28 protein-coding genes are annotated in these 24,617 nt (G+C 52.7%); 16 read left to right on the top strand and 12 right to left on the bottom strand.

The annotated features are described in order from the left end of the window. Positions 1–14: 14 nt before the first annotated feature. The 4 genes from flgE to flgB are packed head-to-tail and all read right to left on the bottom strand — an operon-like array spanning position 15 to position 2,787. Positions 15–1,226, bottom strand: a complete 1,212-nt coding sequence (gene flgE, locus ACLJRH_RS11290; RefSeq protein WP_000010562.1) for a flagellar hook protein FlgE — start codon at positions 1,224–1,226, stop codon at positions 15–17. Between the two features lie 26 nt (positions 1,227–1,252). Continuing rightward, positions 1,253–1,951: a flagellar hook assembly protein FlgD gene (gene flgD, locus ACLJRH_RS11285; RefSeq protein WP_000020450.1), complete on the bottom strand. Its 699-nt coding sequence runs from the start codon at positions 1,949–1,951 to the stop codon at positions 1,253–1,255. An 11-nt stretch (positions 1,952–1,962) separates the two neighbouring features. Further along, positions 1,963–2,367, bottom strand: coding sequence for a flagellar basal body rod protein FlgC (gene flgC, locus ACLJRH_RS11280; RefSeq protein WP_001196448.1), 405 nt, complete (start codon positions 2,365–2,367; stop codon positions 1,963–1,965). 3 nt (positions 2,368–2,370) lie between these two features. Then, entirely contained in the window at positions 2,371–2,787 is a 417-nt protein-coding gene (flgB, locus tag ACLJRH_RS11275) for a flagellar basal body rod protein FlgB (RefSeq protein ID WP_000887043.1), read from the bottom strand. Positions 2,788–2,943: 156 nt separating this feature from the next. On the opposite strand from flgB, the gene flgA reads away from it, so the two are divergent. The 3 genes from flgA to flgN all read left to right on the top strand — a co-directional run bounded on the left by flgA (position 2,944) and on the right by flgN (position 4,415). Then, positions 2,944–3,603, top strand: a complete 660-nt coding sequence (flgA, locus tag ACLJRH_RS11270) for a flagellar basal body P-ring formation chaperone FlgA (protein ID WP_001194086.1) — start codon at positions 2,944–2,946, stop codon at positions 3,601–3,603. A gap of 91 nt (positions 3,604–3,694) precedes the next feature. Beyond that, entirely contained in the window at positions 3,695–3,988 is a 294-nt protein-coding gene (gene flgM / locus ACLJRH_RS11265; protein ID WP_000020893.1) for a flagellar biosynthesis anti-sigma factor FlgM, read from the top strand. 4 nt (positions 3,989–3,992) lie between these two features. Then, positions 3,993–4,415 (top strand): flagella biosynthesis chaperone FlgN, encoded by a 423-nt coding sequence (gene flgN, locus ACLJRH_RS11260; RefSeq protein WP_000197547.1) that lies wholly within the window; start codon positions 3,993–3,995, stop codon positions 4,413–4,415. An 81-nt stretch (positions 4,416–4,496) separates the two neighbouring features. On the opposite strand, the gene murJ is transcribed toward flgN, so the two are convergent. The 4 genes from murJ to rimJ form a co-directional block, all read right to left on the bottom strand. Next, positions 4,497–6,032 carry a murein biosynthesis integral membrane protein MurJ gene (gene murJ, locus ACLJRH_RS11255; protein WP_001537775.1) on the bottom strand — a complete coding sequence of 512 codons (1,536 nt, stop codon included), beginning with the start codon at positions 6,030–6,032 and terminating at the stop codon, positions 4,497–4,499. Between the two features lie 303 nt (positions 6,033–6,335). Beyond that, the gene (locus ACLJRH_RS11250; protein ID WP_001259725.1) at positions 6,336–7,259 is read right to left on the bottom strand and encodes a Gfo/Idh/MocA family protein; all 924 of its coding nucleotides are present in this window, start codon (positions 7,257–7,259) and stop codon (positions 6,336–6,338) included. Position 7,260: 1 nt separating this feature from the next. After that, positions 7,261–7,908: a YceH family protein gene (locus tag ACLJRH_RS11245; protein ID WP_000873047.1), complete on the bottom strand. Its 648-nt coding sequence runs from the start codon at positions 7,906–7,908 to the stop codon at positions 7,261–7,263. 35 nt (positions 7,909–7,943) lie between these two features. Further along, positions 7,944–8,528 carry a ribosomal protein S5-alanine N-acetyltransferase gene (gene rimJ / locus ACLJRH_RS11240; protein WP_000468204.1) on the bottom strand — a complete coding sequence of 195 codons (585 nt, stop codon included), beginning with the start codon at positions 8,526–8,528 and terminating at the stop codon, positions 7,944–7,946. A 236-nt stretch (positions 8,529–8,764) separates the two neighbouring features. On the opposite strand from rimJ, the gene mdtH reads away from it, so the two are divergent. The 10 genes from mdtH to ACLJRH_RS11190 all read left to right on the top strand — a co-directional run bounded on the left by mdtH (position 8,765) and on the right by ACLJRH_RS11190 (position 16,173). After that, the gene (gene mdtH, locus ACLJRH_RS11235; RefSeq protein ID WP_000092178.1) at positions 8,765–9,973 is read left to right on the top strand and encodes a multidrug efflux MFS transporter MdtH; all 1,209 of its coding nucleotides are present in this window, start codon (positions 8,765–8,767) and stop codon (positions 9,971–9,973) included. Between the two features lie 63 nt (positions 9,974–10,036). Further along, positions 10,037–10,684 carry a glutaredoxin 2 gene (grxB, locus tag ACLJRH_RS11230; protein ID WP_000780893.1) on the top strand — a complete coding sequence of 216 codons (648 nt, stop codon included), beginning with the start codon at positions 10,037–10,039 and terminating at the stop codon, positions 10,682–10,684. A 124-nt stretch (positions 10,685–10,808) separates the two neighbouring features. Next, positions 10,809–11,369 (top strand): lipoprotein, encoded by a 561-nt coding sequence (locus ACLJRH_RS11225; protein WP_000713057.1) that lies wholly within the window; start codon positions 10,809–10,811, stop codon positions 11,367–11,369. 103 nt (positions 11,370–11,472) lie between these two features. Further along, positions 11,473–12,519, top strand: coding sequence for a dihydroorotase (gene pyrC, locus ACLJRH_RS11220; protein ID WP_000126604.1), 1,047 nt, complete (start codon positions 11,473–11,475; stop codon positions 12,517–12,519). A gap of 73 nt (positions 12,520–12,592) precedes the next feature. Continuing rightward, on the top strand, positions 12,593–12,838 hold the full coding sequence (gene dinI, locus ACLJRH_RS11215) for a DNA damage-inducible protein I (protein WP_001217763.1): 246 nt from the start codon (positions 12,593–12,595) through the stop codon (positions 12,836–12,838). A 289-nt stretch (positions 12,839–13,127) separates the two neighbouring features. After that, complete coding sequence (gene bssS, locus ACLJRH_RS11210) at positions 13,128–13,382, top strand: biofilm formation regulator BssS (protein ID WP_000414441.1); 255 nt, start codon at positions 13,128–13,130, stop codon at positions 13,380–13,382. A gap of 112 nt (positions 13,383–13,494) precedes the next feature. Then, positions 13,495–14,613, top strand: coding sequence for an N-methyl-L-tryptophan oxidase (solA, locus tag ACLJRH_RS11205; protein ID WP_000872769.1), 1,119 nt, complete (start codon positions 13,495–13,497; stop codon positions 14,611–14,613). A 40-nt stretch (positions 14,614–14,653) separates the two neighbouring features. After that, positions 14,654–14,767: a YceO family protein gene (locus ACLJRH_RS11200; RefSeq protein WP_001253282.1), complete on the top strand. Its 114-nt coding sequence runs from the start codon at positions 14,654–14,656 to the stop codon at positions 14,765–14,767. Between the two features lie 261 nt (positions 14,768–15,028). After that, the gene (locus ACLJRH_RS11195) at positions 15,029–15,601 is read left to right on the top strand and encodes a cytochrome b (protein ID WP_001159784.1); all 573 of its coding nucleotides are present in this window, start codon (positions 15,029–15,031) and stop codon (positions 15,599–15,601) included. Continuing rightward, positions 15,598–16,173 (top strand): YceI family protein, encoded by a 576-nt coding sequence (locus ACLJRH_RS11190; RefSeq protein ID WP_000739886.1) that lies wholly within the window; start codon positions 15,598–15,600, stop codon positions 16,171–16,173. Before ACLJRH_RS11195 ends, ACLJRH_RS11190 begins: the two co-directional genes overlap by 4 nt. A gap of 51 nt (positions 16,174–16,224) precedes the next feature. Here the strand turns inward: ACLJRH_RS11190 and ACLJRH_RS11185 are convergent, their stop codons facing one another. Further along, on the bottom strand, positions 16,225–17,277 hold the full coding sequence (locus ACLJRH_RS11185; protein ID WP_001144629.1) for a rhodanese-related sulfurtransferase: 1,053 nt from the start codon (positions 17,275–17,277) through the stop codon (positions 16,225–16,227). A gap of 219 nt (positions 17,278–17,496) precedes the next feature. On the opposite strand from ACLJRH_RS11185, the gene ACLJRH_RS11180 reads away from it, so the two are divergent. The 3 genes from ACLJRH_RS11180 to ACLJRH_RS11170 all read left to right on the top strand — a co-directional run bounded on the left by ACLJRH_RS11180 (position 17,497) and on the right by ACLJRH_RS11170 (position 20,242). Continuing rightward, a complete protein-coding gene (locus tag ACLJRH_RS11180) occupies positions 17,497–18,417 on the top strand; it encodes a Kdo(2)-lipid IV(A) acyltransferase (protein ID WP_000163973.1) in 921 nt (306 codons plus the stop codon). A 154-nt stretch (positions 18,418–18,571) separates the two neighbouring features. Further along, positions 18,572–19,786: a multidrug efflux MFS transporter MdtG gene (gene mdtG / locus ACLJRH_RS11175; RefSeq protein ID WP_023137395.1), complete on the top strand. Its 1,215-nt coding sequence runs from the start codon at positions 18,572–18,574 to the stop codon at positions 19,784–19,786. Positions 19,787–19,867: 81 nt separating this feature from the next. Further along, a complete protein-coding gene (locus ACLJRH_RS11170) occupies positions 19,868–20,242 on the top strand; it encodes a MysB family protein (RefSeq protein ID WP_000180050.1) in 375 nt (124 codons plus the stop codon). Here the strand turns inward: ACLJRH_RS11170 and ACLJRH_RS11165 are convergent, their stop codons facing one another. From ACLJRH_RS11165 to mdoG, 3 genes are all read right to left on the bottom strand, one after another. After that, entirely contained in the window at positions 20,243–20,470 is a 228-nt protein-coding gene (locus ACLJRH_RS11165) for a YceK/YidQ family lipoprotein (RefSeq protein ID WP_001217832.1), read from the bottom strand. Positions 20,471–20,543: 73 nt separating this feature from the next. Next, complete coding sequence (gene mdoH, locus ACLJRH_RS11160) at positions 20,544–23,087, bottom strand: glucans biosynthesis glucosyltransferase MdoH (RefSeq protein ID WP_001044608.1); 2,544 nt, start codon at positions 23,085–23,087, stop codon at positions 20,544–20,546. Next, entirely contained in the window at positions 23,080–24,615 is a 1,536-nt protein-coding gene (gene mdoG / locus ACLJRH_RS11155) for a glucans biosynthesis protein MdoG (RefSeq protein ID WP_023223202.1), read from the bottom strand. Before mdoG ends, mdoH begins: the two co-directional genes overlap by 8 nt. Between the last annotated feature and the right edge of the window lie 2 nt (positions 24,616–24,617).

Here is a 24,617-nt window from a genome sequence, read left to right as displayed (position 1 = left end):
ATCCCGTCAGGCGCTTAGCGCAGGTTAACCAGCGTATTGAGGATCTGGTCCTGGGTTTTGATGGTCTGCGCATTCGACTGGTAGTTACGCTGCGCTACGATCATATTCACCAGCTCTTTACTCAAATCCACGTTAGAGGCTTCCAGCGCGCCGTTCGTCAGCTTACCGAAGTTGCCGGAACCGGCAGTCCCCAGCAGCGCTACCCCGGAGGCCTGCGTCGCCGCCCAGACGTTATCGCCCTGGGATGCCAGACCTTCGTTGTTGGCGAAGTTAGCCAGCACTATCTGCCCCAGCACCTGCTCCTGCTCGTTGGAATAGTTGCCAACTACGGTGCCGTCGTTGTTAATCTGGTAGCTCACCAGGTCGCCCGGCTTATAGCCGTTCTGATTGGTGGCGACGATGTTGTTAGCCCCGGTGTTCTGCTGCATGGAGTTAAGGAAGCTGAGGGAGAAGGTGGCCGCTGTCGCGCCATTAATCGTACCGGTGGTGATGTTCACCGTACCGCCGGATTGCAGTGTCCCGTTTGCGTTAAATACCAGAGTGGTTGATGGTGCCGCCGGCGCTGTGGCTGCAGGATCGCTACTGTCATGGGTGTACACGGCCCATTCATTATCTTTGGTTTTCACAAAATAGACGTTCATGTCATGGGCATTACCCTGGCTGTCATAAACGGTGACGGTGCCTTTTTTGTTATACGAATCCGCATCACTCACGCTAAAGGGCGTTTTAGACGGTACAGGGTCCGTCGAGTTCAGGTTGATCTGCATTGACGCGGTGGTGGTCGATTTCGCCGCCATCAGCGTGTTCGGAATGGTGATCGGCGCAGGATTCGCCCCCTGCTGAATGGTCGGCGGCGTACCGGTGGCCGGATAGCCGGTCAACTGCATCCCCTGCATATTGACCAGGTTACGGTTCTCGTCCAGTTTGAACTGGCCGTTGCGGCTATAGAACACGGAACCGTTGCTGTCTACCAGGCGGAAAAAACCGTTCTGGCTAATCGCGACATCCAGCCCGCGCCCGGTGTTCGTTGTCGTACCGTCGGTAAAATCCTGGGTAATCCCCGCCACTTTTACGCCCAGCCCCACTTTGGAACCGGCAAACATATCGGCAAATGATGCCGTACCGGACTTAAAGCCATAGGTGGCGGAGTTGGCGATGTTATTACCGATAACATCAAGGTTGGTGGCCGCAGCGTTCAGGCCGCTAACCGCTTGAGAAAAAGACATGACTGACTCCTGATAAGTGTAAGGGCTTAGATTATTTGCCGAACTTCGTCGAGTGTGGTGGTGCCGTAGGTACCCAGATCCAACAGGTTGCCGTTACTGCCCTTCGTCACGCCCTGTACCAGAGCGAATTGCAGCGGCTGCGCCACCAGTTGCGTCCCGCCATTGCTGGCGGTAATCGCAATGTTGTAAGAACCATTCGGTACCGTTGTTCCGTCCGTTTGTTTACCATCCCAGGTAAAGGTGTGTACCCCGGCTCGCAACTCACCGATCTCCAGCGTCCGTACCACCCGGCCATCTTTATCGGTAATGGTTGCCGTCACTTTGTCCGCAGGCTGTTGCAATTCCACGCCAAACGGCGTCGTGGACGTCACGGCCCCTTCTTCCGCGCCTTTACCCGCCAGAATTGTGGTGCCAGGCACCATAACGCCATGTCCAATCAGCGTGGTCGCCTGTAGGGACTGACTATTATCGATTTGCCCGGAAATAGCCCCCAGCGTCGTATTCAGTTTTTCAATGCCGCTCACGGTACTGATTTGCGCCAACTGCGTCGTTAACTCATTATTTTGTAATGGGTTAGTCGGGTCCTGGTTCTTCAATTGCGCGACCAGTAAGGTCAGGAAACTGCTTTGCAGATCGGCAGCGTTGCTTCCGGTCATCGACCCGCTGCCGGTCGTCGTTTTGACGCCCGTGTTGGTCGGGTCATTCATATTTACGGCAATAGACATACGCGCCTCCTTTACTGGCCTAATGTCAGCGTTTTAAGCATCATGCTTTTTACGGTATTCAGGACTTCGATATTTGCCTGATAGCTGCGCGAGGCTGACATCGTGTTGACCATTTCGCCGACCACATCGACGTTGGGCATTTTGACGTAACCATTAGCGTCCGCCAGCGGATTGCCTGGCTCATAAACCAGCTTTTCCGGTGCCTGACTTTCAATCACGCTGGCGACCTTTACCCCGCCAGTGGCTTGACCCGGCGCGGCATCCACCTGAAAAACCACCTGTTTGGCACGATAAGGCTGTCCGTCCGGGCCGGTGACGCTATCCGCATTCGCCAGGTTACTGGCCGCAACGTTCAACCGCTTGGACTGTGCGGCAAGCGCCGATCCGGCAATATCAAAAATGTTTAACAGCGCCACGAATTAGTTTCCTCCCTGTAGCACATTCATCATGCCTTTGAGTTGGCTACCCAGAACGGTAAGCCCCATCTGATATTTGAGACTGTTATCCGCAAACTGCGTACGTTCCCTGTCCATATCTACGGTGTTACCATCCAAAGAAGGCTGATCGGGTACGCGATAAAGCAGATCCACTGCGGGAGAAGAGACCGCCTGGGCGGGAATATGGTGAGAGGAAGTCAACGTTAACGCGACGCCGCCGGTTTCTTCCCGTCCACGCACCATCACCTTTTTTAACTCACTGGCAAAATCAATATCGCGCGCCTGATACCCCGGCGTATCGGCATTGGCGATATTCGCCGCTAATATTTCCTGACGTTGCGCGCGCAGATTTAGCGCTTCCTGCTGAAATCGTAAGGCGGCATCGAGCCTGTCGAGCATATCTCCTCCGCAAATGGCAAAATTCAGCCGACAGCTTAAATGCCTTCACGCGCGCGTTATCGCCGGAATAAACGCAAAATGCGTCGCTATTTATTGCGTTGATGCTTGCTTCACACGGGTAGAATCCTGTCATGACATCAACCAGGGGGAAGTACCATGCAAACGTTAAAACGAGGATTCGCCGTGGCGGCTTTGCTGTTCAGCCCCCTGACAATGGCGCAGGACATCAACGCCCAGCTGACCACGTGGTTTTCCCAGCGTCTGGCTGGCTTCAGCGACGAGGTGGTTGTCACGCTCCGTTCATCGCCCAATCTGCTACCGAGCTGCGAGCAGCCAGCCTTCAGCATGACGGGCAGCGCGAAGCTGTGGGGCAACGTCAATGTGGTGGCGCGCTGCGCCAATGAAAAACGTTATTTGCAGGTGAATGTGCAAGCGACCGGCAATTATGTCGCCGTTGCCGCGCCCGTCGCGCGCGGCGGAAAATTGACGCCGGCCAACGTCACGCTAAAACGTGGCAGGCTGGATCAGTTACCGCCGCGGACGGTACTGGATATCCGTCAAATTCAGGATGCCGTCAGTTTGCGCGATCTCGCTCCCGGGCAGCCGGTACAGCTTACGATGATACGTCAGGCCTGGCGCGTCAAAGCGGGTCAACGAGTACAGGTCATCGCCAATGGCGAGGGGTTTAGCGTCAATGCGGAAGGTCAGGCGATGAATAATGCCGCCGTCGCGCAAAATGCGCGCGTGCGCATGACATCGGGTCAAATCGTGAGTGGAACCGTCGATTCTGATGGGAATATTCTTATTAACCTATAATTGTGTAAAGATTTTGTCGCGGCTGCCGATGAGATATTCAACCATGATGGTAGCTGGCCGCTACAACGTAACCCTCGATGAGGATAAATAAATGAGCATTGACCGTACCTCACCTTTGAAACCCGTTAGCACTGTCCAGACGCGCGAAACCAGCGATACGCCGGTACAAAAAACGCGTCAGGAAAAAACGTCCGCCGCGACGAGCGCCAGCGTAACGTTAAGCGACGCGCAAGCGAAGCTCATGCAGCCAGGCGTCAGCGACATTAATATGGAACGCGTCGAAGCATTAAAAACAGCTATCCGTAACGGTGAGTTAAAAATGGATACGGGAAAAATAGCAGACTCGCTCATTCGCGAGGCGCAGAGCTACTTACAGAGTAAATAAGCGTATGACTCGTTTGTCAGAAATACTTGACCAGATGACCACCGTCCTGAATGACCTGAAGACGGTGATGGACGCCGAGCAACAACAGCTTTCCGTAGGCCAGATTAACGGCAGCCAGCTACAGCGTATTACAGAAGAAAAAAGCTCGTTGCTGGCGACGCTGGATTATCTGGAACAACAGCGCCGTCTGGAGCAGAACGCGCAGCGTAGCGCAAACGATGACATTGCAGAGCGCTGGCAGGCGATTACCGAAAAAACGCAGCATCTTCGCGACCTCAACCAGCACAACGGCTGGCTGCTGGAAGGGCAAATTGAGCGTAATCAACAGGCGCTGGAGGTGCTGAAACCTCACCAGGAGCCGACCTTGTACGGGGCTGACGGTCAGACTTCCGTCTCTCACCGCGGCGGTAAAAAAATTTCTATCTAATCAGTGCCGGATGGCGACGTTGCGCCTTTCCGGCCTGAATGCCTTGTAGGCCTGATAGCACAGCGCTATCAGGCACTGAATTTACGCCGTCCGGCGAACAAACTCTTTCACTTTAAAGCCCAGCACGGCAAGCGCGGCGAAATAGGCCGCGATACCCGCGATCACTACCGCCATCAAACGTAGCAAACGCCATAACATCGACCCTTGCGACCACTCCGGCATAATATGCAACACGCCGAACAATACGGCGGCCATCACCAGTACGGAAATGATCAGACGCATCAGGAACCACATCCAACCCGGTTGTGGCGTAAAGATATTCTGTTTGCGCAGTTGCCAGTACAGCAGCGACGCATTGAGACATGCCGCCAGACCAATAGAGAGCGACAGCCCGGCGTGTTTCAGCGGTCCAATAAACGCCAGGTTCATTAACTGAGTCATGATTAACGTCACGATGGCGATTTTCACCGGCGTTTTAATATCCTGGCGAGAATAGAAGCCCGGGGCCAGCACTTTTACGACGATCAAGCCAATCAGCCCCACCGAATAGGCGATTAACGCCCGCTGCGTCATCGCCGCATCAAAGGCGGTGAATTTACCGTACTGAAACAGCGAGACCGTCAGCGGCTTCGCCAGAATGCCTAACGCTACCGCGCTCGGCAACGCCAGTAAAAAGCACAAACGCAGCCCCCAGTCCATCAGGCGGCAGTACTCATCATGATTGCCGCTGGCAAAGCTTTTCGACAATGACGGCAACAGGATGGTCCCCAACGCCACGCCCAGCACGCCGGACGGGAACTCCATCAACCGATCGGCATAGTACATCCATGAGACCGAGCCGGAGGCCAGAAACGAGGCGAAAATGGTATTGATGATAAGGGAGATCTGACTGACGGATACGCCCAAAATCGCCGGCCCCATCTGTTTGACCACCCGCATCGCCCCGGTGTCGCGAAAGTTAATGCGCGGCAGCACCAGCATACCGATCTTTTTCAAATACGGAAGTTGATACACCAGTTGCAGCACGCCGCCGACGGTGACTGCCCAGGCTAACGCCAGCACCGGCGGATTAAAGTATGGCGCGGCGAATAATGCAAAACCGATCATGCTGATATTAAGAAATGTCGGCGCAAAAGCGGGAATAGAGAAGCGATTCCAGGTGTTGAGAATGGCGCCAACCAGTGAAGCCAGCGAGATCAGCAGAATATAGGGAAACGTAATCCGCAGCAGTTGCGTCGTCAGCGCGAATTTATCCGCAGTATCGGCAAAACCCGGCGCGGTTACCATAATCACCCACGGGGCGGCCAGCATACCGGCCACCGTCACGACGGCCAATGCCAGCGTCAACAGGCCGGAAACGTAAGCGACAAAGATCCGCGTCGCTTCTTCACCCTGCTTGCTCTTATATTCCGCCAGGATAGGCACAAAGGCCTGAGAAAAAGCGCCTTCGGCAAAGATCCGGCGTAGTAAATTAGGGAGTTTAAACGCCACAAAAAAGGCGTCGGTCGCCATCCCTGCGCCAAAAATTCTGGCGACAATCGCATCACGGGCAAAGCCCAACACGCGTGAAAACATAGTCATCGAGCTGACGGCAGCCAGCGATTTCAATAAATTCATTTCTTTTGTATTCCAGACCCTGGCGTAAAACTCCTGCATGGCTGATCCATCGACCGGATAACGCAACTTCTGCCGTATCCGGCTGTATCACCGCGCCTGACGGCGACGTTAAAACGTCTTATCAGGCCTTACAGACTCCCCACGGTTTGCCATTATTCACTGTGAAAAGAGGTATTATGTAGAGTGGGCATATATACCCGCCATACTTCGAGCTGCATGTGCGTTAGCTTTTCTGCAACTCGAATTATTGAGCGTATAGTACCTGGATTACGATGAATTACTACCGCCAGATGTTACAGAGGATTATTCGCTGATGGCGTCCCGCCACAGCGCCTCCACGACGCGCTGGGCCAAAATCGCCTGCTCCCCCGCCGTTTCCGGAACCGTCTGATTTTGTACGCAGTCAATGAAATGCCGCGCGCATCCGACAAAACCACGCTGTTCAAGCGTCGTTTGCCAACCCGGAATGGGTTTGATGAGAATACCCTGCCCGCGCTCTTCGCGCCATTCACGCATATCCGTTACGTCATACAGCCCGCCGTCGGTGACGGCCTGGACCGATTCACGCTGACTTCCGGCGCGCCGGTGCATACTGGTAGTAATTTGTAGTTTGTCGGCGGAAAAATGATGTTCCGCATAGCACATTTCGCCGGACTCGCTGGTGAGCAACGTGCCGCTGGCAAGGCGCGCCTCGCCGCCCGCCAGCCACAGAGCGGTATCCACGACATGCAGATAGTCATCGAGCAAAGTAAAACGTAAGTCGTGCGGCCCGATGCTATCGGTACGATGTTTATCCATACGCAGTGACGCCGCAGTACCGAGGCGCGTCTTCAGTTCGCGGTACAGCGGCGCGAAACGGCGATTAAAGCCAACCATCAGCGTCAATTTTTTTTGCGCCGCCAGCGCCACCAGCCGTTCGGCATCACGTAGATTTTCCGCCAGCGGTTTATCCACGCAAACATGGACGCCGGCATTGAGAAGTTCGCTGACCACGGCATAATGGCTTGCGGTACTGGAGTGGACGAAGACTGCATCGCAGCCGGACGCTAAATTCGCCAGCGAATCCACATACGGTATGCGCCAGCTTTCGCAGATACGTAAGGCTTTATCCCGCGAAGGAGACCAGGCGCCCTGTAACGTCCATCCGGCGGTGTTGGTTAATACCGGCAGCCAGGCCTTCTGCGCAATACCGCCTAATCCGACAATGCCAATCCGTAATGTTCTCACATTACTCTCCCAGGTGAGCTAACAAAGAATCCAGCCGCTGCTTTAACTCCGCCACTTCGCTTTCCAGCGCTTCGACGCGCGACTGAAGATCGCCCGACGCACTTTCCGGCGCAGACGTCTGGAGAGACAGTTCATCGACGTCGCCGCAAAAAAGGTGCATATAACGGCTTTCGCGCTTACCCGGTTCACGCGCCAGACGGACGACATACGGGCCGTCCTCACGACTGGCAAGCCGTTCCAGCGTGGATTCAACTTCCGCCATATCGCTGAATTCATGCATCCGCGACGCCCGACTACGCAACTCGCCGGGCGTTTGCGCGCCGCGCAGCAGCAGCGTAGTGACGAGCGCCACTTCCGCCGCGCTAAGTTTCAGATCGCCAAATTCGGAATTACAGAAACGCTGTTCATATTTGGTGACGCGATTGCCAAACCCGCTGACCGTACGCAAAAAGTGGCGTTTCACCAGGTTATCGAGTTGCTCCTGCACCTCTTGTTCCGTCAGGTTCATCACCGGTTCACGGTTGGTTTTCTGATTACAGGCTGTCACCACGCCGTTGACGGAAAGCGGATACTGTTCCGGCGTTGTCACCTGCTTTTCCAGCAGACAGCCAATCACTCGCGCTTCAGTGGCGGTTAATTCATATTTCATCGTTTTCTCCCTTTGCCTCTCATTCCGTAAGCCGCTCAACGCCCCGGCGTCCATAACGGCGTGGTTAACGCCGTCAGGACATGGTCGCGCCATTGTCCATCAATCAACAGATAATCTTTCGCATAGCCTTCTTTTTCAAAGCCAAGCCGCGCCAGCAACGCGCCGCTACGTTTGTTGTGCGGCATATAGTTCGCCATGATACGGTGGATATGCTGAGTGCGCTGCATATAGCGAATCGCAGCGGTTAAGGCTTCAAACATCAGCCCCTGCCCCTGCCACTTCTGCGCAATGGAATAGCCCAGATAACAGGCATGAAAAGAACCGCGCACCACATTGGAAAAATTCGCCACGCCGATAATTTCTTTTTCTTCCGGATCAAGTAGCGCGAAATAGAAGGCGGAGCCCTGTTTGTGAAATTCACCGATCATTCCCAGACGCGCCTGCCATCCTGAAGGATAACAATGACTTTCATCTCGGACCGGTTCCCAGGGTTTTAAAAAATGACGATTTTCCGCGTAATAATCGGCCAGACGCCAGGCATCACGCTCATGCACTAAACGTACCACCAGACGATCGGTGGTTAAGCGCACTTTTGGCACGTTACTACGATAGCCAAACATTCTATACCTACTCCTTCCTGTAACGTCTTCAGCACGCCAGTAACATTACTATACCTGCGCAACCAGGCTCTGTGAAAAGCGCAAATCGTCATTTTTTGAATTGCTGCCACATTTTGATGAAAACTCTCGATTAAAAAGGACTTTTGATAAAAAAATATTGTCCCGCTAACGGTAGGAAAAAACGAAACGCCGCCGCAGAATAGAAGACGCTCATCTATTATTTCCCGGGAGGGGAAATGTCGCGCGTCTCGCAGGCGAGGAACCTGGGTAAATATTTTCTTCTCATCGATAACATGTTGGTGGTGCTGGGTTTTTTCGTCGTATTCCCGCTCATCTCTATTCGCTTTGTCGATCAAATGGGGTGGGCTGCCGTAATGGTAGGGATCGCGCTCGGCCTGCGCCAGTTTATTCAACAAGGTCTGGGCATTTTTGGCGGCGCCATCGCCGATCGCTTTGGCGCGAAACCGATGATTGTCACCGGTATGCTGATGCGCGCCGCCGGCTTTGCCACCATGGGTATCGCGCATGAGCCCTGGCTCTTGTGGTTTTCCTGCTTTCTTTCCGGTCTCGGCGGTACGCTTTTCGACCCGCCGCGCTCAGCGCTGGTGGTCAAATTAATTCGTCCGGAGCAACGGGGCCGCTTCTTCTCTCTGTTGATGATGCAGGACAGCGCGGGTGCGGTGATTGGCGCGCTACTGGGAAGCTGGTTGCTACAATACGATTTTCGTCTGGTCTGCGCGACAGGCGCTATTTTGTTCATATTATGCGCCCTTTTCAATGCATGGCTGCTTCCGGCCTGGAAGCTATCAACGGTCAGAACGCCGGTGCGTGAAGGAATGCGCCGCGTCATGAGCGATAAAAGGTTTGTCACCTACGTGCTGACGCTGGCGGGCTACTATATGCTGGCGGTACAGGTCATGTTAATGCTGCCGATTATGGTAAACGATATCGCCGGCTCGCCTGCTGCCGTGAAATGGATGTACGCTATAGAGGCGTGTCTCTCGCTGACGTTGCTCTACCCGATTGCCCGCTGGAGCGAAAAGCGTTTTCGGCTAGAGCATCGGCTGATGGCCGGTTTGCTCGTCATGTCGCTGAGCATGCTCCCCATCGGGATGGTGGGCAATTTACAGCAGCTTTTTACGCTTATTTGCGCTTTCTATATCGGCTCGGTTATCGCCGAACCGGCGCGCGAAACGCTCAGCGCGTCGCTCGCGGACGCGAGGGCGCGGGGAAGCTATATGGGCTTTAGCCGTCTGGGATTAGCCATTGGCGGCGCGATTGGTTATATCGGCGGCGGCTGGTTGTTTGATATGGGTAAAGCGCTTGCGCAGCCTGAACTACCGTGGATGATGCTCGGTATTATCGGCTTCATCACCTTTTTGGCTTTAGGCTGGCAATTTAGTCATAAACGCACGCCGCGCCGCATGCTGGAACCCGGCGCCTGATTTGATACCTGTCGCTATCTCCTCCATACTGGTCAGATACCGACAGTCAAATGGAGGAGAAACGTGAAGCTTTATATTTACGATCATTGCCCTTTCTGCGTTAAAGCCCGCATGATTTTCGGCCTGAAGAACATCCCCGTTGAACTTAACGTGTTACAAAATGACGACGAGGCGACGCCCACCCGGATGATTGGTCAAAAGATGGTGCCCATCCTGCAAAAAGATGATAGTCGCTACCTTCCTGAAAGTATGGATATTGTACATTATGTCGACAACCTCGACGGCAAACCGCTGTTAACCGGGAAACGCAATCCAGCCATTGAGGAGTGGTTGCGCAAAGTTAACGGTTACGTTAATCAGCTACTGCTGCCGCGATTTGCAAAATCCGCTTTCGATGAATTTTCTACCCCTGCGGCGCGCCAGTATTTTATCCGCAAAAAAGAAGCCTCATCTGGCAGTTTTGACAACCATCTTGCGCACTCTGCCGGACTGATTAAAAAGATCGGCGATGATTTACGTTTGCTGGATAAACTCATCGTACAGCCTAACGCCGTTAACGGCGAATTATCGGAAGATGATATTCATCTGTTTCCGCTTCTGCGTAATCTGACGCTGGTCGCCGGTATCCATTGGCCGACAAAAGTCGCGGACTATCGCGATAATATGGCAAAGCAGACGCAAATTAATTTACTCTCCTCAATGGCTATCTAACGCCCGCCAGGCGGCAACCCTTTCTTGCCGCCTTTTTCAGCTTTTTCTAGTGGCGCCATGTCCGCTGGCGCGACATGCTGCTTTGTGTCAAGATTAGGGCATAGGCAACATGCTAAGGAACGCCATGAAAAAGTTTTTTTTTGCCGCTGCGCTGGTAGTTAGCGGCCTGTTAGTGGGTTGTAATCAACTTACGCAATACACCATTAGCGAACAAGAAATCAATCAAGCGCTTGAAAAACGGAATAATTTCTCAAAAGATATTGGTCTGCCCGGCATTGCCGACGCGCATATCGTATTGACTAACCTTGTCAGCCAGATTGGTCGGGAAGAGCCTAATAAAGTCACCCTTACTGGCGATGCCAGGCTGGATATGAATTCCCTGTTTGGCAGTCAAAAAGCGACGATGAAACTCAAGCTAAAAGCCCTGCCGGTCTTTGATAAAGAAAAAGGCGCCATCTATCTTCAGGAGATGGAAGTAGTAGACGCCACCGTGACGCCGGAGAAAATGCAATCGGTGCTACAAACGCTCCTGCCCTATTTAAATCAGTCTTTACGTAGCTACTTTAACCAGCGGCCCGCTTACGTGTTGCGTGAGGACAGCAGTAAAGGCGAAGCGTTAGCGAAGAAACTCGCGAAAGGCATTGAAGTTAAACCTGGTGAAATCGTTATTCCTTTCACCAATTGATTTCGGAGGGCGCGCTCGCGCCCTTTTTTTACGTGCAAACGAAAACGTTTCCGCTTATCCTTTGTTTCCGGCAAAAAGACTATTCCTCAGCCGGAGCTTATTAATGACTGCACCATCCCAGGTTTTAAAGATCCGCCGCCCGGACGACTGGCACGTTCACCTTCGCGATGGCGACATGTTAAAAACGGTCGTACCCTATACCAGCGAAATTTATGGTCGCGCTATCGTGATGCCGAACCTGGCGTCCCCCATCACGACCGTTGATGCAGCGATCGCCTACCGCCAGCGTATTCTCGATGCGGTGCCCGCCGGGCATGATTTCACGCCGTTAATGACCTGCTATTTAACGGATTCGCTCGATGCCGATGAACTGGAGCGTGGTTTCCATGAAGGCGTATTTACTGCGGCTAAGCTTTACCCGGCCAATGCCACCACTAACTCCAGTCATGGCGTAACGTCAGTCGACGCTATCATGCCGGTACTGGAGCGGATGGAAAAACTCGGAATGCCATTACTGGTCCACGGTGAGGTGACCCATGCGGAGGTTGATATCTTCGATCGCGAAGCGCGTTTTATCGACACCGTAATGGAACCGCTACGCCAGCGTCTGACCGCGCTTAAAGTGGTCTTTGAACACATCACGACCAAAGATGCCGCGCAGTATGTCCGTGACGGCAACGACTACCTGGCGGCTACCATTACGCCTCAACATTTAATGTTTAACCGTAATGATATGCTGGTTGGCGGCATTCGTCCTCACCTGTACTGTCTGCCGATTCTGAAACGCAATATTCACCAGCAGGCGTTACGCGAACTGGTTGCCAGTGGTTTTACGCGCGCCTTCCTGGGGACGGATTCAGCGCCGCATTCACGTCATCGTAAAGAGACCAGTTGCGGCTGCGCTGGTTGTTTCAACGCCCCCTCCGCCCTTGGCAGTTATGCCGCCGTGTTTGAGGAAATGAACGCGCTGGCGCACTTTGAAGCGTTCTGTTCACTGAATGGCCCGCAATTCTATGGCCTGCCGGTGAATACGGGGTGGGTGGAACTGGTTCGCGATGAACAACAGGTACCGGAAAATATCGCGCTGGCTGATGATTCGCTGGTGCCTTTTTTAGCGGGTGAAACAGTACGCTGGTCAGTAAAAAAATAAAAAATGCGCTTACTTGTTGCTATATATTGGATTTAACTGTATATATACCCAGTATATTCAACAGGGGGCCATTATGCGTATTGAAGTCACTATAGCCAAAACGTCACCTCTGCCTGCCGGTGCGATTGATGCGCTGGCGGGCGAACTCTCCCGTCGTATTAGCCATCATTTTCCTGAGAACTTGGGTAACGTCACCGTACGTTACGCTACCGCCAACAACTTGTCCGTCATTGGCGCATCAAAAGAGGACAAAGAACGCATTAGCGAGATTCTCCAGGAGACCTGGGAGAGCGCTGATGACTGGTTCATCAATGAATAAAAAATGATATGCAGTGATGTATGTTTGCCGGGTCGCCCCGGCTTTTTTATTTGCGCAACTGATGAATATTTCGCCTGACCCTCAAAATAATTGCACAACATCCTAAAAAAATATGAATGAACTGCCGCTTTATTGTTCATATAATTCTTAAAAAGAGAAACTTATCCTCCGGTCTCTTTAAAAACGCAGTGAATAGCCTTATTAATTGGTATACTGAAGTTGCTTCAGAAGAAAAACACGCATTGAACCTCGAGAACCGTTGTCTTATAACACGTACCAGGGGGGCATGATGGAAAAGAATAATGAAGTCATTCAGACCCATCCGCTTGTAGGATGGGACATCAGCACCGTCGATAGCTATGATGCGCTGATGCTGCGTTTACACTACCAGACCCCAAATCGTCCGGAACCGGAAGGGACTGAAGTTGGTCAAACGCTCTGGTTAACGACAGATGTAGCCAGGCAATTTATTTCAATATTAGAAGCCGGGATCGCCAAAATAGAATCAGGTGATTACCAGGAAAACGAGTATCGTCGCCATTAGCGTGACGCGCTCCCCCTCTCTCAGGCACCGTAAGGTGCCTCACTTATTTCTGGCTTGTATATCTCAGCGCAGTTATTTACCCTGAAATCATCGCGATAGCAGAGAGAAGCTGATGAAATACGACCTTATTATTATCGGCAGCGGTTCGGTTGGCGCCGCCGCTGGTTATTACGCTACCCGCGCCGGGCTAAAGGTCCTGATGACCGATGCGCATATGCCGCCTCATCAACAGGGCAGCCATCACGGCGATACCCGTCTTATCCGCCACGCTTATGGTGAAGGCGAAAAATATGTCCCACTGGTGCTTCGCGCCCAGGCGCTTTGGGATGAACTCTCCACACACAATGAAGAGCCTATTTTTGTCCGCTCCGGCGTCGTTAACCTCGGCCCGGCCGACTCCGCTTTCTTAGCCAACGTCGCACGAAGCGCGCAACAGTGGCAATTAAACGTCGAGCGCCTGGACGCGACGGCCCTCATGACGCGCTGGCCGGAAATTCGCGTGCCCGATAATTATATCGGGCTGTTTGAAACTGACTCCGGTTTCCTGCGCAGCGAATTAGCCATTACCACATGGCTTCGTCTGGCCCGAGAGGCAGGCTGCGCACAGCTATTTAACAGCCCGGTAAGCCATATTCACCATGATGATAACGGTGTGACGATAGAGACGAGTGAAGGCTGCTACCACGCCAGCAAGGCGCTGATTAGCGCGGGCACCTGGGTCAAAGCGCTGGTACCGGAGCTGCCCGTTCAGCCCGTACGTAAAGTTTTTGCCTGGTTTAAGGCGGATGGACGTTACAGCACTAAAAACCGCTTTCCGGCTTTTACCGGCGAAATGCCCAACGGCGATCACTATTACGGCTTCCCGGCGGAGAACGACGAGTTAAAAATCGGCAAACACAATGGCGGGCAGCGAATACAGGCTCCGGAAGAGCGCAAGCCCTTTGCCGCCGTTGCCAGCGATGGCGCGGAAGCATTTCCTTTCTTGCGTAATGTACTGCCGGGTATCGGCGGTTGTTTACATGGGGCGGCATGTACCTATGATAATTCGCCGGACGAGGATTTCATTATCGATACGCTGCCTGGTCATGAGAATACGCTTGTCATCACTGGACTCAGCGGACATGGTTTTAAATTCGCCCCCGTGTTAGGAGAAATCGCTGCGGATTTTGCGTTGGGAAAAACGCCCTCCTTTGATCTGACGCCGTTCCGGCTTTCCCGTTTTAGCCAATAATTTGTCGGCCCCGTAAAGGGGCTGTTTATTAAGGTAAGCTATGCGTCGTCTCTTTCATTTTCTGATGAATAATATTCGCGAACATTTCATGCTTTACGTTATTCTTTGGTCGCTGCTGGCGGTGATGGATATTGTTTATCTCCTTTTCTTCTGATTGCTTTTCATTGACGTTAACTGACACTTCCTGAAAGTTCCTCGCTTTTTATTTCATAACGTTAAGCACGGCAATAATGCCAGTTCCTGCCATTGCGCGGTTATCAGGGGGAAATATCTCGAAACTTCTGAAGCTGAACCGCAAACAACATCAAAATTATTGAAATAAAAATAAATATCATTCAAATTCTTATTTATAAGTTGCATTCGGCGCTTTTCCACGCCATTTTTATTCTCTCGTGAAATATTCATTGGTGTGTTTATGCAATTTAAAAATACTCCACAGCGTTATGGCGTGGTTTCCGCCGCGCTCCACTGGCTGACCGCCCTGGTGGTCTATGGCATGTTTGCGTTGGGTTTATGGATGGTCACGCTCAGTTATTACGACGGCTGGTATCACCAGGCACCGGAAATACATAAAAGTATTGGCATATTACTGATGATGGCGCTGATCGTGCGTATTATCTGGCGGCTTTATTCTCCACCGCCCGTTGCTTTGACCAGCTATTCCCGTTTAACGCGCGCTGGCGCCGCCGCGGGTCATCTCCTCCTGTATCTCCTGCTCTTTGCGATAATCATTAGCGGCTACCTGATTTCCACCGCCGACGGTAAACCGATTAGCGTCTTTGGCTGGTTTGAGATTCCGGCCACGCTTACGGACGCGGGCGCGCAGGCTGACATCGCCGGAACGCTGCATCTGTGGTTTGCCTGGTCGCTGGTCATTATCTCGCTCTCGCATGGGGTTATGGCGCTAAAACACCATTTCATCGATAAAGACGACACACTGAAACGTATGACAGGAATGTCGTCATCTGACTATGGAGCTCAAAAATGAAAAAAAACCTGCTGGGATTCACCCTCGCATCCTTGTTATTCACGACCGGTTCCGCCGTGGCGGCGGAGTATAAAATTGATAAAGAAGGCCAACATGCGTTCGTCAATTTCCGCATTCAGCATCTGGGCTACAGCTGGCTGTACGGCACCTTTAAAGATTTCGACGGCACGTTTACTTTTGACGAAAAAAATCCGTCGGCAGACAAAGTGAACGTGACCATTAACACCAATAGCGTCGACACTAACCATGCCGAACGTGACAAACACCTGCGTAGCGCGGAATTTCTTAATGTTGCGAAATTCCCGCAGGCAACCTTCACCTCTACCAGCGTGAAAAAAGAGGGCGATGAACTGGATATTACCGGCAATCTGACACTCAATGGCGTGACTAAACCGGTGACGCTGGAAGCGAAGCTGATGGGCCAGGGCGACGATCCGTGGGGCGGTAAGCGCGCGGGCTTTGAGGCCGAAGGAAAAATTAAGCTGAAGGATTTCAATATAACTACCGATCTCGGCCCGGCCTCACAAGAGGTTGAGCTTATCATCTCAGTAGAAGGCGTTCAGCAGAAGTAACGCCTGGCGAAATGCCGGATAGCGGCCTTTACGCGGCTATCCGGCAAAATATTACTCAGCCGGATCGGGAATGCTCAGTTTGCTATTAAGCCGACCACGCGATTTATTAAAAATTTTGTTGCCGTTCTCGCGACCCGCACGACGTCGGCGCTGTTCTTCCTCCGGCAAGGCCAACTCTTCACAGCATTGTTCACTACAGCAGCCGTTAAATTTACTGGCGCACTGCGGACACTGGATAAACAGCAGATGGCAACCGTCATTTTTGCAGTTGGTATGGCTATCGCAGGGCGCGCCGCACTGATGGCAATGCGCGATAACCTCATCCGAGATTCGTTCGCCCATTCGCTCATCAAATACAAAATTTTTGCCGATAAAGCGAACGGGAAGCCCCTGCTCGCGCGCGCGACGGGCGTATTCAATGATGCCACCCTCAATATGCCAGACTTTATTGAAACCGTTGTGTTTCATCCAGGCGCTGGCTTTCTCACAACGAATACCGCCGGTACAGTACATCACTATCTTTTTATCTGCATGTTCCCGCAGCATTTCAACCGCTTTTGGCAACTGTTCACGAAACGTATCCGCCGGGATTTCCAGAGCATTTTCGAAATGGCCGACTTCATACTCATAGTGGTTGCGCATATCAATAAAGACCGCGTCAGGATCGTCCAGCATCGCATTCACATCTGCCGCCTTCAGATAATCGCCGACATTACTGGCGTCAAAAGTCGGATCGTCAATACCGTCAGCAACGATACGGTCGCGAACTTTCATACGCAGCACCCAAAATGACTTTCCGTCATCCTCCAGAGCGATATTTAAACGCAGCCCGTCCAGCGCGGGGTCGAACGTATAAAGCTGTTGACGAAACGTCTCGAGCTTGCTTTGCGGCACGCTGATTTGCGCATTGATGCCTTCATGCGCCAGGTAAACGCGACCAAAAACGTCCAACGCCGTAAACACCTGATACAACGCGTCCCGCGTCTGTTGCGGCGAGGCGATAGTGAAATATTTATAAAAAGAAATTGTCGTACGCGGCTCGCTTTCCGCCAGCATTTTGGCTTTCAGCTCGTCATTAGAGATGCGGTTGTGTAACACTGGCATGGTGTACGTATCCTGCAATCAGCAAAAAATAAAGTGGGCAGGCATGATAAGGCAAGTCTCGCCAATTTACATCCACACATTTTGCGCTACATTTCCTGCTTTACACTAAATAATTAACAACAATTGTCGATTTAATCGCCACTCTCCTGCTACATATTTTTGCTCAACGCAAAAAGATGCGAGAATACGGGGAATTGTTCGTTGAAAGACAGGATAGAAATGACGAAGTTGCCTAAGTTCTCCGTGGCCTTACTGCACCCGCGCTATTGGTTAACCTGGTTGGGTATAGGCGCGCTTTGGTTGGTCGTGCAACTCCCCTACCCGGTCATCTATAAATTGGGTTGCGCATTGGGCCACCTGGCGCGACGCGTAATGAAACGCCGCGCGAAAATCGCCTATCGCAACCTTGAATTATGCTTTCCGGAAATGAGCGCGCAGGAACGCCACACCATGGTGGTCAAAAACTTTGAATCCGTCGGTATGGGCGTGATGGAAACCGGCATGGCCTGGTTCTGGCCCGATCGGCGAGTGAACCGCTGGATGGAAGCGAGCGGTCTGGAGCATATCCGTGAAGTTAAGGCGCAGGGGCTGGGGTTCATTCTGGTAGGAATACATTTTCTTACCCTTGAGTTTGGCGCCCGCATGTTTGGTATGCATAACCCGGGTATTGGAGTTTATCGCCCGAATGATAATCCGTTGCTCGACTGGTTACAGACCTGGGGACGCTTACGCTCCAATAAATCGATGTTGGATCGCAAAGATCTGAAAGGCATGGTTAAGGCATTGAAAAGCGGCGAATTGATCTGGTATGCGCCGGATCACGATTATGGCCCGCGCGCCAGCGTTTTTGTACCATTATTCGCTGTCGACCAGGCTGCCACGACCTCCGGTACCTGGATGCTCGCGCGCATGTCTAAAGCCTGTATTATCCCCTTCGTGCCTCGCCGTAAACCCGATGGGAAAGGCTACGAACTGATCATTCTTCCTGCGGAATATTCGCCTCCACTGGAGAGCGCAGAAGCGACTGCCGCATGGATGAATAAGATTGTTGAGCAGTGCATTATGATGGCGCCAGAGCAGTATATGTGGCTGCATCGCCGCTTTAAAACTCGCCCTGAAGGCGTACCGTCGCGCTATTGACAGGATTGCAGCCGTCAGGCTGCAATTTTTCCCCTCTTTTAGCTTTAAAAGCTCCCCACATTGCGAGGCTGGTAAGGTCGGCGCATAATTATAATTAGTACGCTCATAATTAAATTGATGATAGCGCAAACCGCGCATCATACTGTGGAACGCTATGTCACCCTCTGATGTCCCCATAAACTGGAAACGCAATCTAACCGTTACCTGGCTGGGCTGTTTTTTAACCGGCGCGGCATTCAGTCTGGTCATGCCTTTTCTCCCTCTCTACGTTGAGCAACTCGGCGTAACAGGCCATAGCGCGCTCAACATATGGTCCGGGCTGGTCTTTAGTATTACGTTCCTCTTTTCAGCTATCGCTTCCCCTTTTTGGGGCGGTCTGGCGGATCGTAAAGGGCGTAAGATTATGCTGTTGCGTTCCGCTCTCGGCATGGCCATTGTGATGCTGTTAATGGGCATGGCGCAAAATATCTGGCAATTTCTGATCCTCCGCGCGTTATTAGGCCTGCTGGGCGGATTTATTCCCAACGCCAATGCGCTCATCGCCACTCAGGTGCCGCGCCATAAAAGCGGCTGGGCGTTAGGGACGCTCTCTACTGGCGGCGTCAGCGGCGCTCTGCTTGGCCCACTTGCGGGCGGTCTGCTCGCCGACCATTACGGCCTTCGCCCGGTCTTTTTTATTACCGCCAGCGTGTTGTTTATCTGTTTTCTGCTCACCTTCTTTTTTATTCGCGAGAATTTCCTGCCGGTGAGCAAAAAAGAGATGCTTCACGTTCGGGAAGTGGTCGCCTCGTTAAAAAATCCCCGCCTGGTGTTAAGCCTGTTTGTCACCACGCTGATTATTCAGGTGGCGACGGGGTCTATTGCGCCCATCCTGACGCTCTATGTGCGCGAACTCGCGGGAAATGTCAGTAATATTGCGTTCATTAGCGGGATGATAGCGTCCGTTCCCGGCGTGGCGGCATTACTTAGCGCCCCCCGACTCGGCAAGCTCGGCGACAGAATTGGCCCGGAAAAGATCCTTATCGTCGCGCTGATTATTTCCGTACTGCTGCTGATTCCAATGTCTTTTGTGCAAACGCCGTGGCAGCTCGCGCTATTGCGGTTTCTGCTTGGCGCGGCGGATGGCGCGCTGCTGCCAGCCGTTCAAACTCTGCTGGTTTACAACTCTACCAACCAGATAGCCGGGCGCATATTCAGTTACAACCAATCTTTCCGCGATATCGGCAACGTCACCGGCCCTCTCATGGGCGCCGCAATTTCCGCGAGCTATGGCTTCCGCGCCGTCTTCTGCGTCACGGCAGGCGTGGTGTTGTTCAATGCTATCTATTCATGGAACAGCTTACGACGGCGCAGACTGGCAATAGAATGATTTTTGCGCTTTCATACTTGCAATATCACAGAATCAGCTATTCTTTCCCTAAATACCTCGTCAAATCAAAGGGAGACACTGATGACCATGTATGCCACGCTGGAAGAAGCTATCGATGCAGCCCGGGAAGAATTTCTGGCTGACCATCCAGGCCTCGAACAAGATGAAGCGAATGTGCAGCAGTTCAACGTTCAGAAATATGTACTGCAGGATGGGGACATCATGTGGCAGGTCGAATTTTTCGCCGATGAAGGTGAAGATGGCGAATGTCTGCCGATGCTGAGTGGTGAAGCCGCGCAGAGCGTGTTTGACGGCGATTATGATGAGATAGAGATCCGCCAGGAATGGCAGGAAGAGAATACCTTGCATGAATGGGATGAAGGGGAATTCCAGCTTGAACCCCCGCTTGATACCGAGGAAGGCCGTACTGCGGCAGACGAATGGGATGAGCGTTAATTACTCATAAGGCCCGTGGTGAATATCGAGCGGCAGTAGCAGTGTATCGAAGATCAGTGAGAAGGGCAGATCGAGGATAGTGATATAGCGCCATGCGGAATCACGCATATCCCACTGCACGCCAGGGTAATACTGGTTGCCGTGTCCTTGTCCGGGGATCGTTCTGCTGATAATACTGCCGCAGCCGCTCAGGGTAATCACCATTATGCTCACCGCGAATATACGCACCTGATACCTCATTTCACTATAAAAATACCGGCATCACGCCGGTATTTTTCACCTCACTCCAGACCTGAAGACCTTATCCCACTGACGATGCTCGTCCCTGCAACGCCTGCGGATTCAGGACGAGAGACTGATAATGGTTTACCCAGGAAGAGTATCTCTCTGGCGCATTCCAGACCCGATAGTGTAAACGCGCCATCGTCACCGGATCGCTGAGCAAAACCAGACGCCGATCGCGGTTCAGTTTCTCCGGCGTTTCGTTTAGCGCCTGCTCCACATGACGATCGCGGGCTATTTCCAGCACCTTACTGGCGCGGTGACGCGCGGTGGCCATCGCGGTCGCCAGCGCATTAAGCGACGGGTTAAATACCGCATGCATAAAGCCATCGTCCAGAATACGGCGGCGATTCATCTCCAGATATTTATCGGTATCGACCAATACCTGAGGCGGCGAATACTCTTCCGGGATCAGGAACAGCTTCCAGCGTTTGGTGCGTAATCCTACCGTTGAACGACTGGAGATCACCGAAACAAATGGCGACAGAATCAGCGAAAAGACAATCGGCGCCAGCCAGAACAGAAAGCGTAAATCCAGCCACGCCATACCCACCGCCCAGACCAGCCCCAGCAGCAGTTGAGAACCGTGACGCATAAAGGCTTCTCCCCACGGCGTAGAATCATCGTCGCGTTGCGGTGAGTTCCAGACCACTTCCCAGCCGAGAAACGCGCTGACCACAAACACGGTATGAAACAGCATACGCACCGGCGCCAGCAACACGGAGAACAGCACTTCCAGCAACAGCGACAGCGTAACGCGCCAGAAACCGCCATACTCTTTGGTGCCTTTACACCAGATCAGCATAATACTGAGCAGCTTCGGCAGGAACAGCAGCACCATCGTTGACGCAAACAGCGCGATTGCCAGTTCCGGACGCCACTGCGGCCAGACCGGAAAAAGCTGGCGCGGCTGAAGGAAATATTGCGGCTCTGTTAACGCATGAACGACCTGCAGCGCGGTAGAAAGCGCGAGGAACATAAACCATAACGGCGCGGACAGATATGACATTACCCCCGTCAGGAACACGGCGCGATGCACCGGGTGCATTCCTTTCACCAGGAACAGACGAAAGTTCATTAGGTTGCCGTGACACCAGCGGCGGTCGCGTTTAAGCTCATCCAGCAGGTTTGGCGGCAGCTCTTCATAGGAGCCGGGAAGATCGTAGGCAATCCAGACGCCCCACCCTGCCCGACGCATTAGCGCCGCCTCCACAAAGTCGTGGGAAAGAATCGATCCGGCGAACGAACCTTCTCCCGGCAGCGGCGCCAGAGCGCAGTGCTCGATAAACGGTTTCACGCGGATAATGGCATTGTGCCCCCAGTAGTGCGACTCTCCCAACTGCCAGAAGTGCAGCCCGGCGGTAAACAGCGGCCCATAAACACGGGTCGCGAACTGTTGGCAGCGGGCATACAGAGTATCCATCCCCGACGCTTTCGGCGAAGACTGGATAATCCCGGCGTTTGGATTCGCTTCCATCAGGCGCACCAGCCCGCTCAGACACTCGCCGCTCATCACTGAGTCCGCATCCAGCACCACCATATAGCTGTACTGATTGCCCCAGCGGCGGCAAAAATCGTCAATATTGCCGCTTTTGCGTTTCATACGGCGGCGGCGGCGGCGGTAAAAAATTTGGCCTTCGCCCTGCACTTCCGCGATAAGCTCCATCCACGCCTTTTGCTCCGCCACGCAGATATCCGGGTTATAACTGTCGCTAAGGATATAGACGTCAAAATGCGCGGCGTTGCCTGTGGCTTTAACGGACTCCCAGGTCGCGCGCAGACCGGCGAAAACGCGGCTAACGTCTTCATTACAGATAGGCATGATCAGCGCCGTCCGGTGTTCCGGATTGAGGGGCTCATCGCCAACCGTAGACGCGGAGATGCTGTACTTATCGCGCCCGATAAGCAGTTGCAGGAAGCCCATCAGCGCCGTCCAGAATCCGGCTGACACCCAGCAGAACAGCACGGCAAACAAAATCAGGATACCGGTTTGCAGCATGTAGGGCAGGAGCTGCATAAAAGAGACCCAAATATCCTGCCCCACCATATCCATAGGATTGATGAGCGCCCATCCCTGATAAGGCAGAATGGTCTTCATATACCAGGTCGCGACGACGGTTTGCGCCAGAGTCAAAATTAACAAAATATAGCGGCGTATAGTGCCGACGGTACGCCATTTTTGCTCGCTCGCCTGCTCTTCTTTTGTCAGACGAGAAACATAGCGCGGCGTTACATCCCGCCCACGCAGGCGATCCCAGAAACGGCCAACCGGGTTGGTTCGCCAGGGATCGGGAAACATCGAAGAGCGCGTCGCTTTTGGCATAGCCTGCAACTGATCGCGCCCTTCATCATCTTTAATTAACTGCCCCTTCGCCAATGAATCCGGCCAGGCGTGTTCAAGGCGGGCTTTTACGGAACCCTGCGGTGAATCGTCTTCTCGCGAGTAAGTCCGATGCTCGGCATCCAGCGCCTGATGTACGGCGCGGATGTCAGTTTTCGGCAATGCCGCTTTCTCACGTTCAGAAAGCAGCAGTGCGTCAATATACTCAGTTGTTTTATTCATTGGCAGGTAACTGGTAGCTCCAGGTTTCACTTAGCGTCTGATCGGCATTCACCAATGCGGCACGCATTTCCGTGGTTTTCTTCGCGTCTTTGACTTTCACGCGCAGCATTAAACGCCAGCCTTTAGTGACTGGGTTATAGCGTACATTACTGTCAACGATTTCACCGTTATCGCCAATGCTGGTTTGCGCAGCGACAGGCGTATCCGGCGGCAGTTTTTTCATGTCGGCACCAACGAAATCCACCACAAAGGCAATAGTGCCGTCGGGCTGGCGAATCAGATTCGACTGTTTAACGTCGCCCGTTGAGCGGCGTGTTTGCAGCACCCAGGCATTATCCGGCGCATGAAGTTTATCTTCATCGCGGCTGAAGGTCAGAGTGTACTTGAAGTTCATCTCTTTACCCGGTTCCGGCAATTGATCCGGAGTCCAGTAAGCGACGATGTTATCGTTGGTTTCATCATTGGTCGGAATTTCAACCAGTTCAACCTTACCTTTGCCCCAGTCGCCTTTCGGGGTAATCCAGGCGCTTGGACGCAGGTCGTAGCGATCGTCTAAATCTTCAAAGCGCGAGAACTCGCGACCGCGCTGCAACAGGCCGAATCCCTGAGGGTTTTCCATCGCATAGCTGCTCACCGCGAGGTGTTTTGGATTGTTCAGCGGACGCCAAATCCACTCGCCATTACCCGCATGAATAGATAAGCCGTTCGAGTCATGCAGTTCCGGACGATAGTTGGTCGTCGGCGACAGCTGGTTTGGCCCAAACAGGAACATACTGGTTAATGGCGCAACGCCCAGCTTGCCTACTTTATCGCGCAGATAGACTTTTGACTGCACGTCCACCACGGTATCGCGGCCAGGAATGATCACAAAACGGTAAGCGCCGGTCGCGCGCGGAGAATCGAGTAATGCATAGACGGTCAAACGCTTATCGGTGGGTTTTGGACGCTCAATCCAGAACTCGCGAAAGCGGGGAAACTCTTCACCAGATGGTAAGGCGGTATCAATCGCCAGGCCGCGCGCAGATAAGCCATATACCTGGCCTGCGCCGATCACGCGGAAATAGCTGGCGCCAAGCATACTGACGATTTCGTCGTTCTTATCTTTACTGTTAATGGGGTACAGGACTTTGAACCCGGCGAAGCCTAAATCTTTTACCGTGTCTTTATCATGCTGAACATTGCCAAAATTGAAGTAATCCGGGCTGTATTTGATTCTTTTGACCGTCGTCGCCGTCACTTCGTTAATCTTGACCGGCGTATCGAAGTACATCCCCTGATGGTAAAATTCGAGCTTAAAAGGGGTCTTTAAGTTGTTCCAGTAGGCTTTATCGCTATTAAACTGGATCTGCTGATAATCCGCATATTTCATGTCGCGGAAAACGGAGGGCAAGTTGCTTTTAGGCGCCTCATAGCCTTTCCCGGCTAAAGATTGAGCTTGTTTTGCCACGTCATCAATACTGAACGCCCAGCTCGATGATGCGTAAAGCGTTAACATAATAGCTGCGCCCAACCAACGCATTTTCATCATTT

The sequence above is a fragment of the Salmonella sp. SAL04162 genome, from assembly GCF_046551535.1.
Taxonomy (GTDB): domain Bacteria; phylum Pseudomonadota; class Gammaproteobacteria; order Enterobacterales; family Enterobacteriaceae; genus Salmonella; species Salmonella enterica.
Note: the sequence above shows the minus strand (reverse complement) of the source record. Positions and strands in the feature narration are given on the sequence as shown.

Excerpts from the sequence above, each read along its gene's own strand:
- flgE (WP_000010562.1), bottom strand. The coding sequence starts at position 1,226 with ATGTCTTTTTCTCAAGCGGTTAGCGGCCTGAACGCTGCGGCCACCAAC.
- flgD (WP_000020450.1), bottom strand. The coding sequence starts at position 1,951 with ATGTCTATTGCCGTAAATATGAATGACCCGACCAACACGGGCGTCAAA.
- flgB (WP_000887043.1), bottom strand. The coding sequence starts at position 2,787 with ATGCTCGACAGGCTCGATGCCGCCTTACGATTTCAGCAGGAAGCGCTA.
- flgA (WP_001194086.1), top strand. The coding sequence starts at position 2,944 with ATGCAAACGTTAAAACGAGGATTCGCCGTGGCGGCTTTGCTGTTCAGC.
- flgM (WP_000020893.1), top strand. The coding sequence starts at position 3,695 with ATGAGCATTGACCGTACCTCACCTTTGAAACCCGTTAGCACTGTCCAG.
- flgN (WP_000197547.1), top strand. The coding sequence starts at position 3,993 with ATGACTCGTTTGTCAGAAATACTTGACCAGATGACCACCGTCCTGAAT.
- murJ (WP_001537775.1), bottom strand. The coding sequence starts at position 6,032 with ATGAATTTATTGAAATCGCTGGCTGCCGTCAGCTCGATGACTATGTTT.
- ACLJRH_RS11245 (WP_000873047.1), bottom strand. The coding sequence starts at position 7,908 with ATGAAATATGAATTAACCGCCACTGAAGCGCGAGTGATTGGCTGTCTG.
- rimJ (WP_000468204.1), bottom strand. The coding sequence starts at position 8,528 with ATGTTTGGCTATCGTAGTAACGTGCCAAAAGTGCGCTTAACCACCGAT.
- mdtH (WP_000092178.1), top strand. The coding sequence starts at position 8,765 with ATGTCGCGCGTCTCGCAGGCGAGGAACCTGGGTAAATATTTTCTTCTC.
- ACLJRH_RS11225 (WP_000713057.1), top strand. The coding sequence starts at position 10,809 with ATGAAAAAGTTTTTTTTTGCCGCTGCGCTGGTAGTTAGCGGCCTGTTA.
- pyrC (WP_000126604.1), top strand. The coding sequence starts at position 11,473 with ATGACTGCACCATCCCAGGTTTTAAAGATCCGCCGCCCGGACGACTGG.
- dinI (WP_001217763.1), top strand. The coding sequence starts at position 12,593 with ATGCGTATTGAAGTCACTATAGCCAAAACGTCACCTCTGCCTGCCGGT.
- bssS (WP_000414441.1), top strand. The coding sequence starts at position 13,128 with ATGGAAAAGAATAATGAAGTCATTCAGACCCATCCGCTTGTAGGATGG.
- solA (WP_000872769.1), top strand. The coding sequence starts at position 13,495 with ATGAAATACGACCTTATTATTATCGGCAGCGGTTCGGTTGGCGCCGCC.
- ACLJRH_RS11200 (WP_001253282.1), top strand. The coding sequence starts at position 14,654 with ATGCGTCGTCTCTTTCATTTTCTGATGAATAATATTCGCGAACATTTC.
- ACLJRH_RS11195 (WP_001159784.1), top strand. The coding sequence starts at position 15,029 with ATGCAATTTAAAAATACTCCACAGCGTTATGGCGTGGTTTCCGCCGCG.
- ACLJRH_RS11190 (WP_000739886.1), top strand. The coding sequence starts at position 15,598 with ATGAAAAAAAACCTGCTGGGATTCACCCTCGCATCCTTGTTATTCACG.
- ACLJRH_RS11185 (WP_001144629.1), bottom strand. The coding sequence starts at position 17,277 with ATGCCAGTGTTACACAACCGCATCTCTAATGACGAGCTGAAAGCCAAA.
- ACLJRH_RS11180 (WP_000163973.1), top strand. The coding sequence starts at position 17,497 with ATGACGAAGTTGCCTAAGTTCTCCGTGGCCTTACTGCACCCGCGCTAT.
- mdtG (WP_023137395.1), top strand. The coding sequence starts at position 18,572 with ATGTCACCCTCTGATGTCCCCATAAACTGGAAACGCAATCTAACCGTT.
- ACLJRH_RS11170 (WP_000180050.1), top strand. The coding sequence starts at position 19,868 with ATGACCATGTATGCCACGCTGGAAGAAGCTATCGATGCAGCCCGGGAA.
- mdoH (WP_001044608.1), bottom strand. The coding sequence starts at position 23,087 with ATGAATAAAACAACTGAGTATATTGACGCACTGCTGCTTTCTGAACGT.
- mdoG (WP_023223202.1), bottom strand. The coding sequence starts at position 24,615 with ATGATGAAAATGCGTTGGTTGGGCGCAGCTATTATGTTAACGCTTTAC.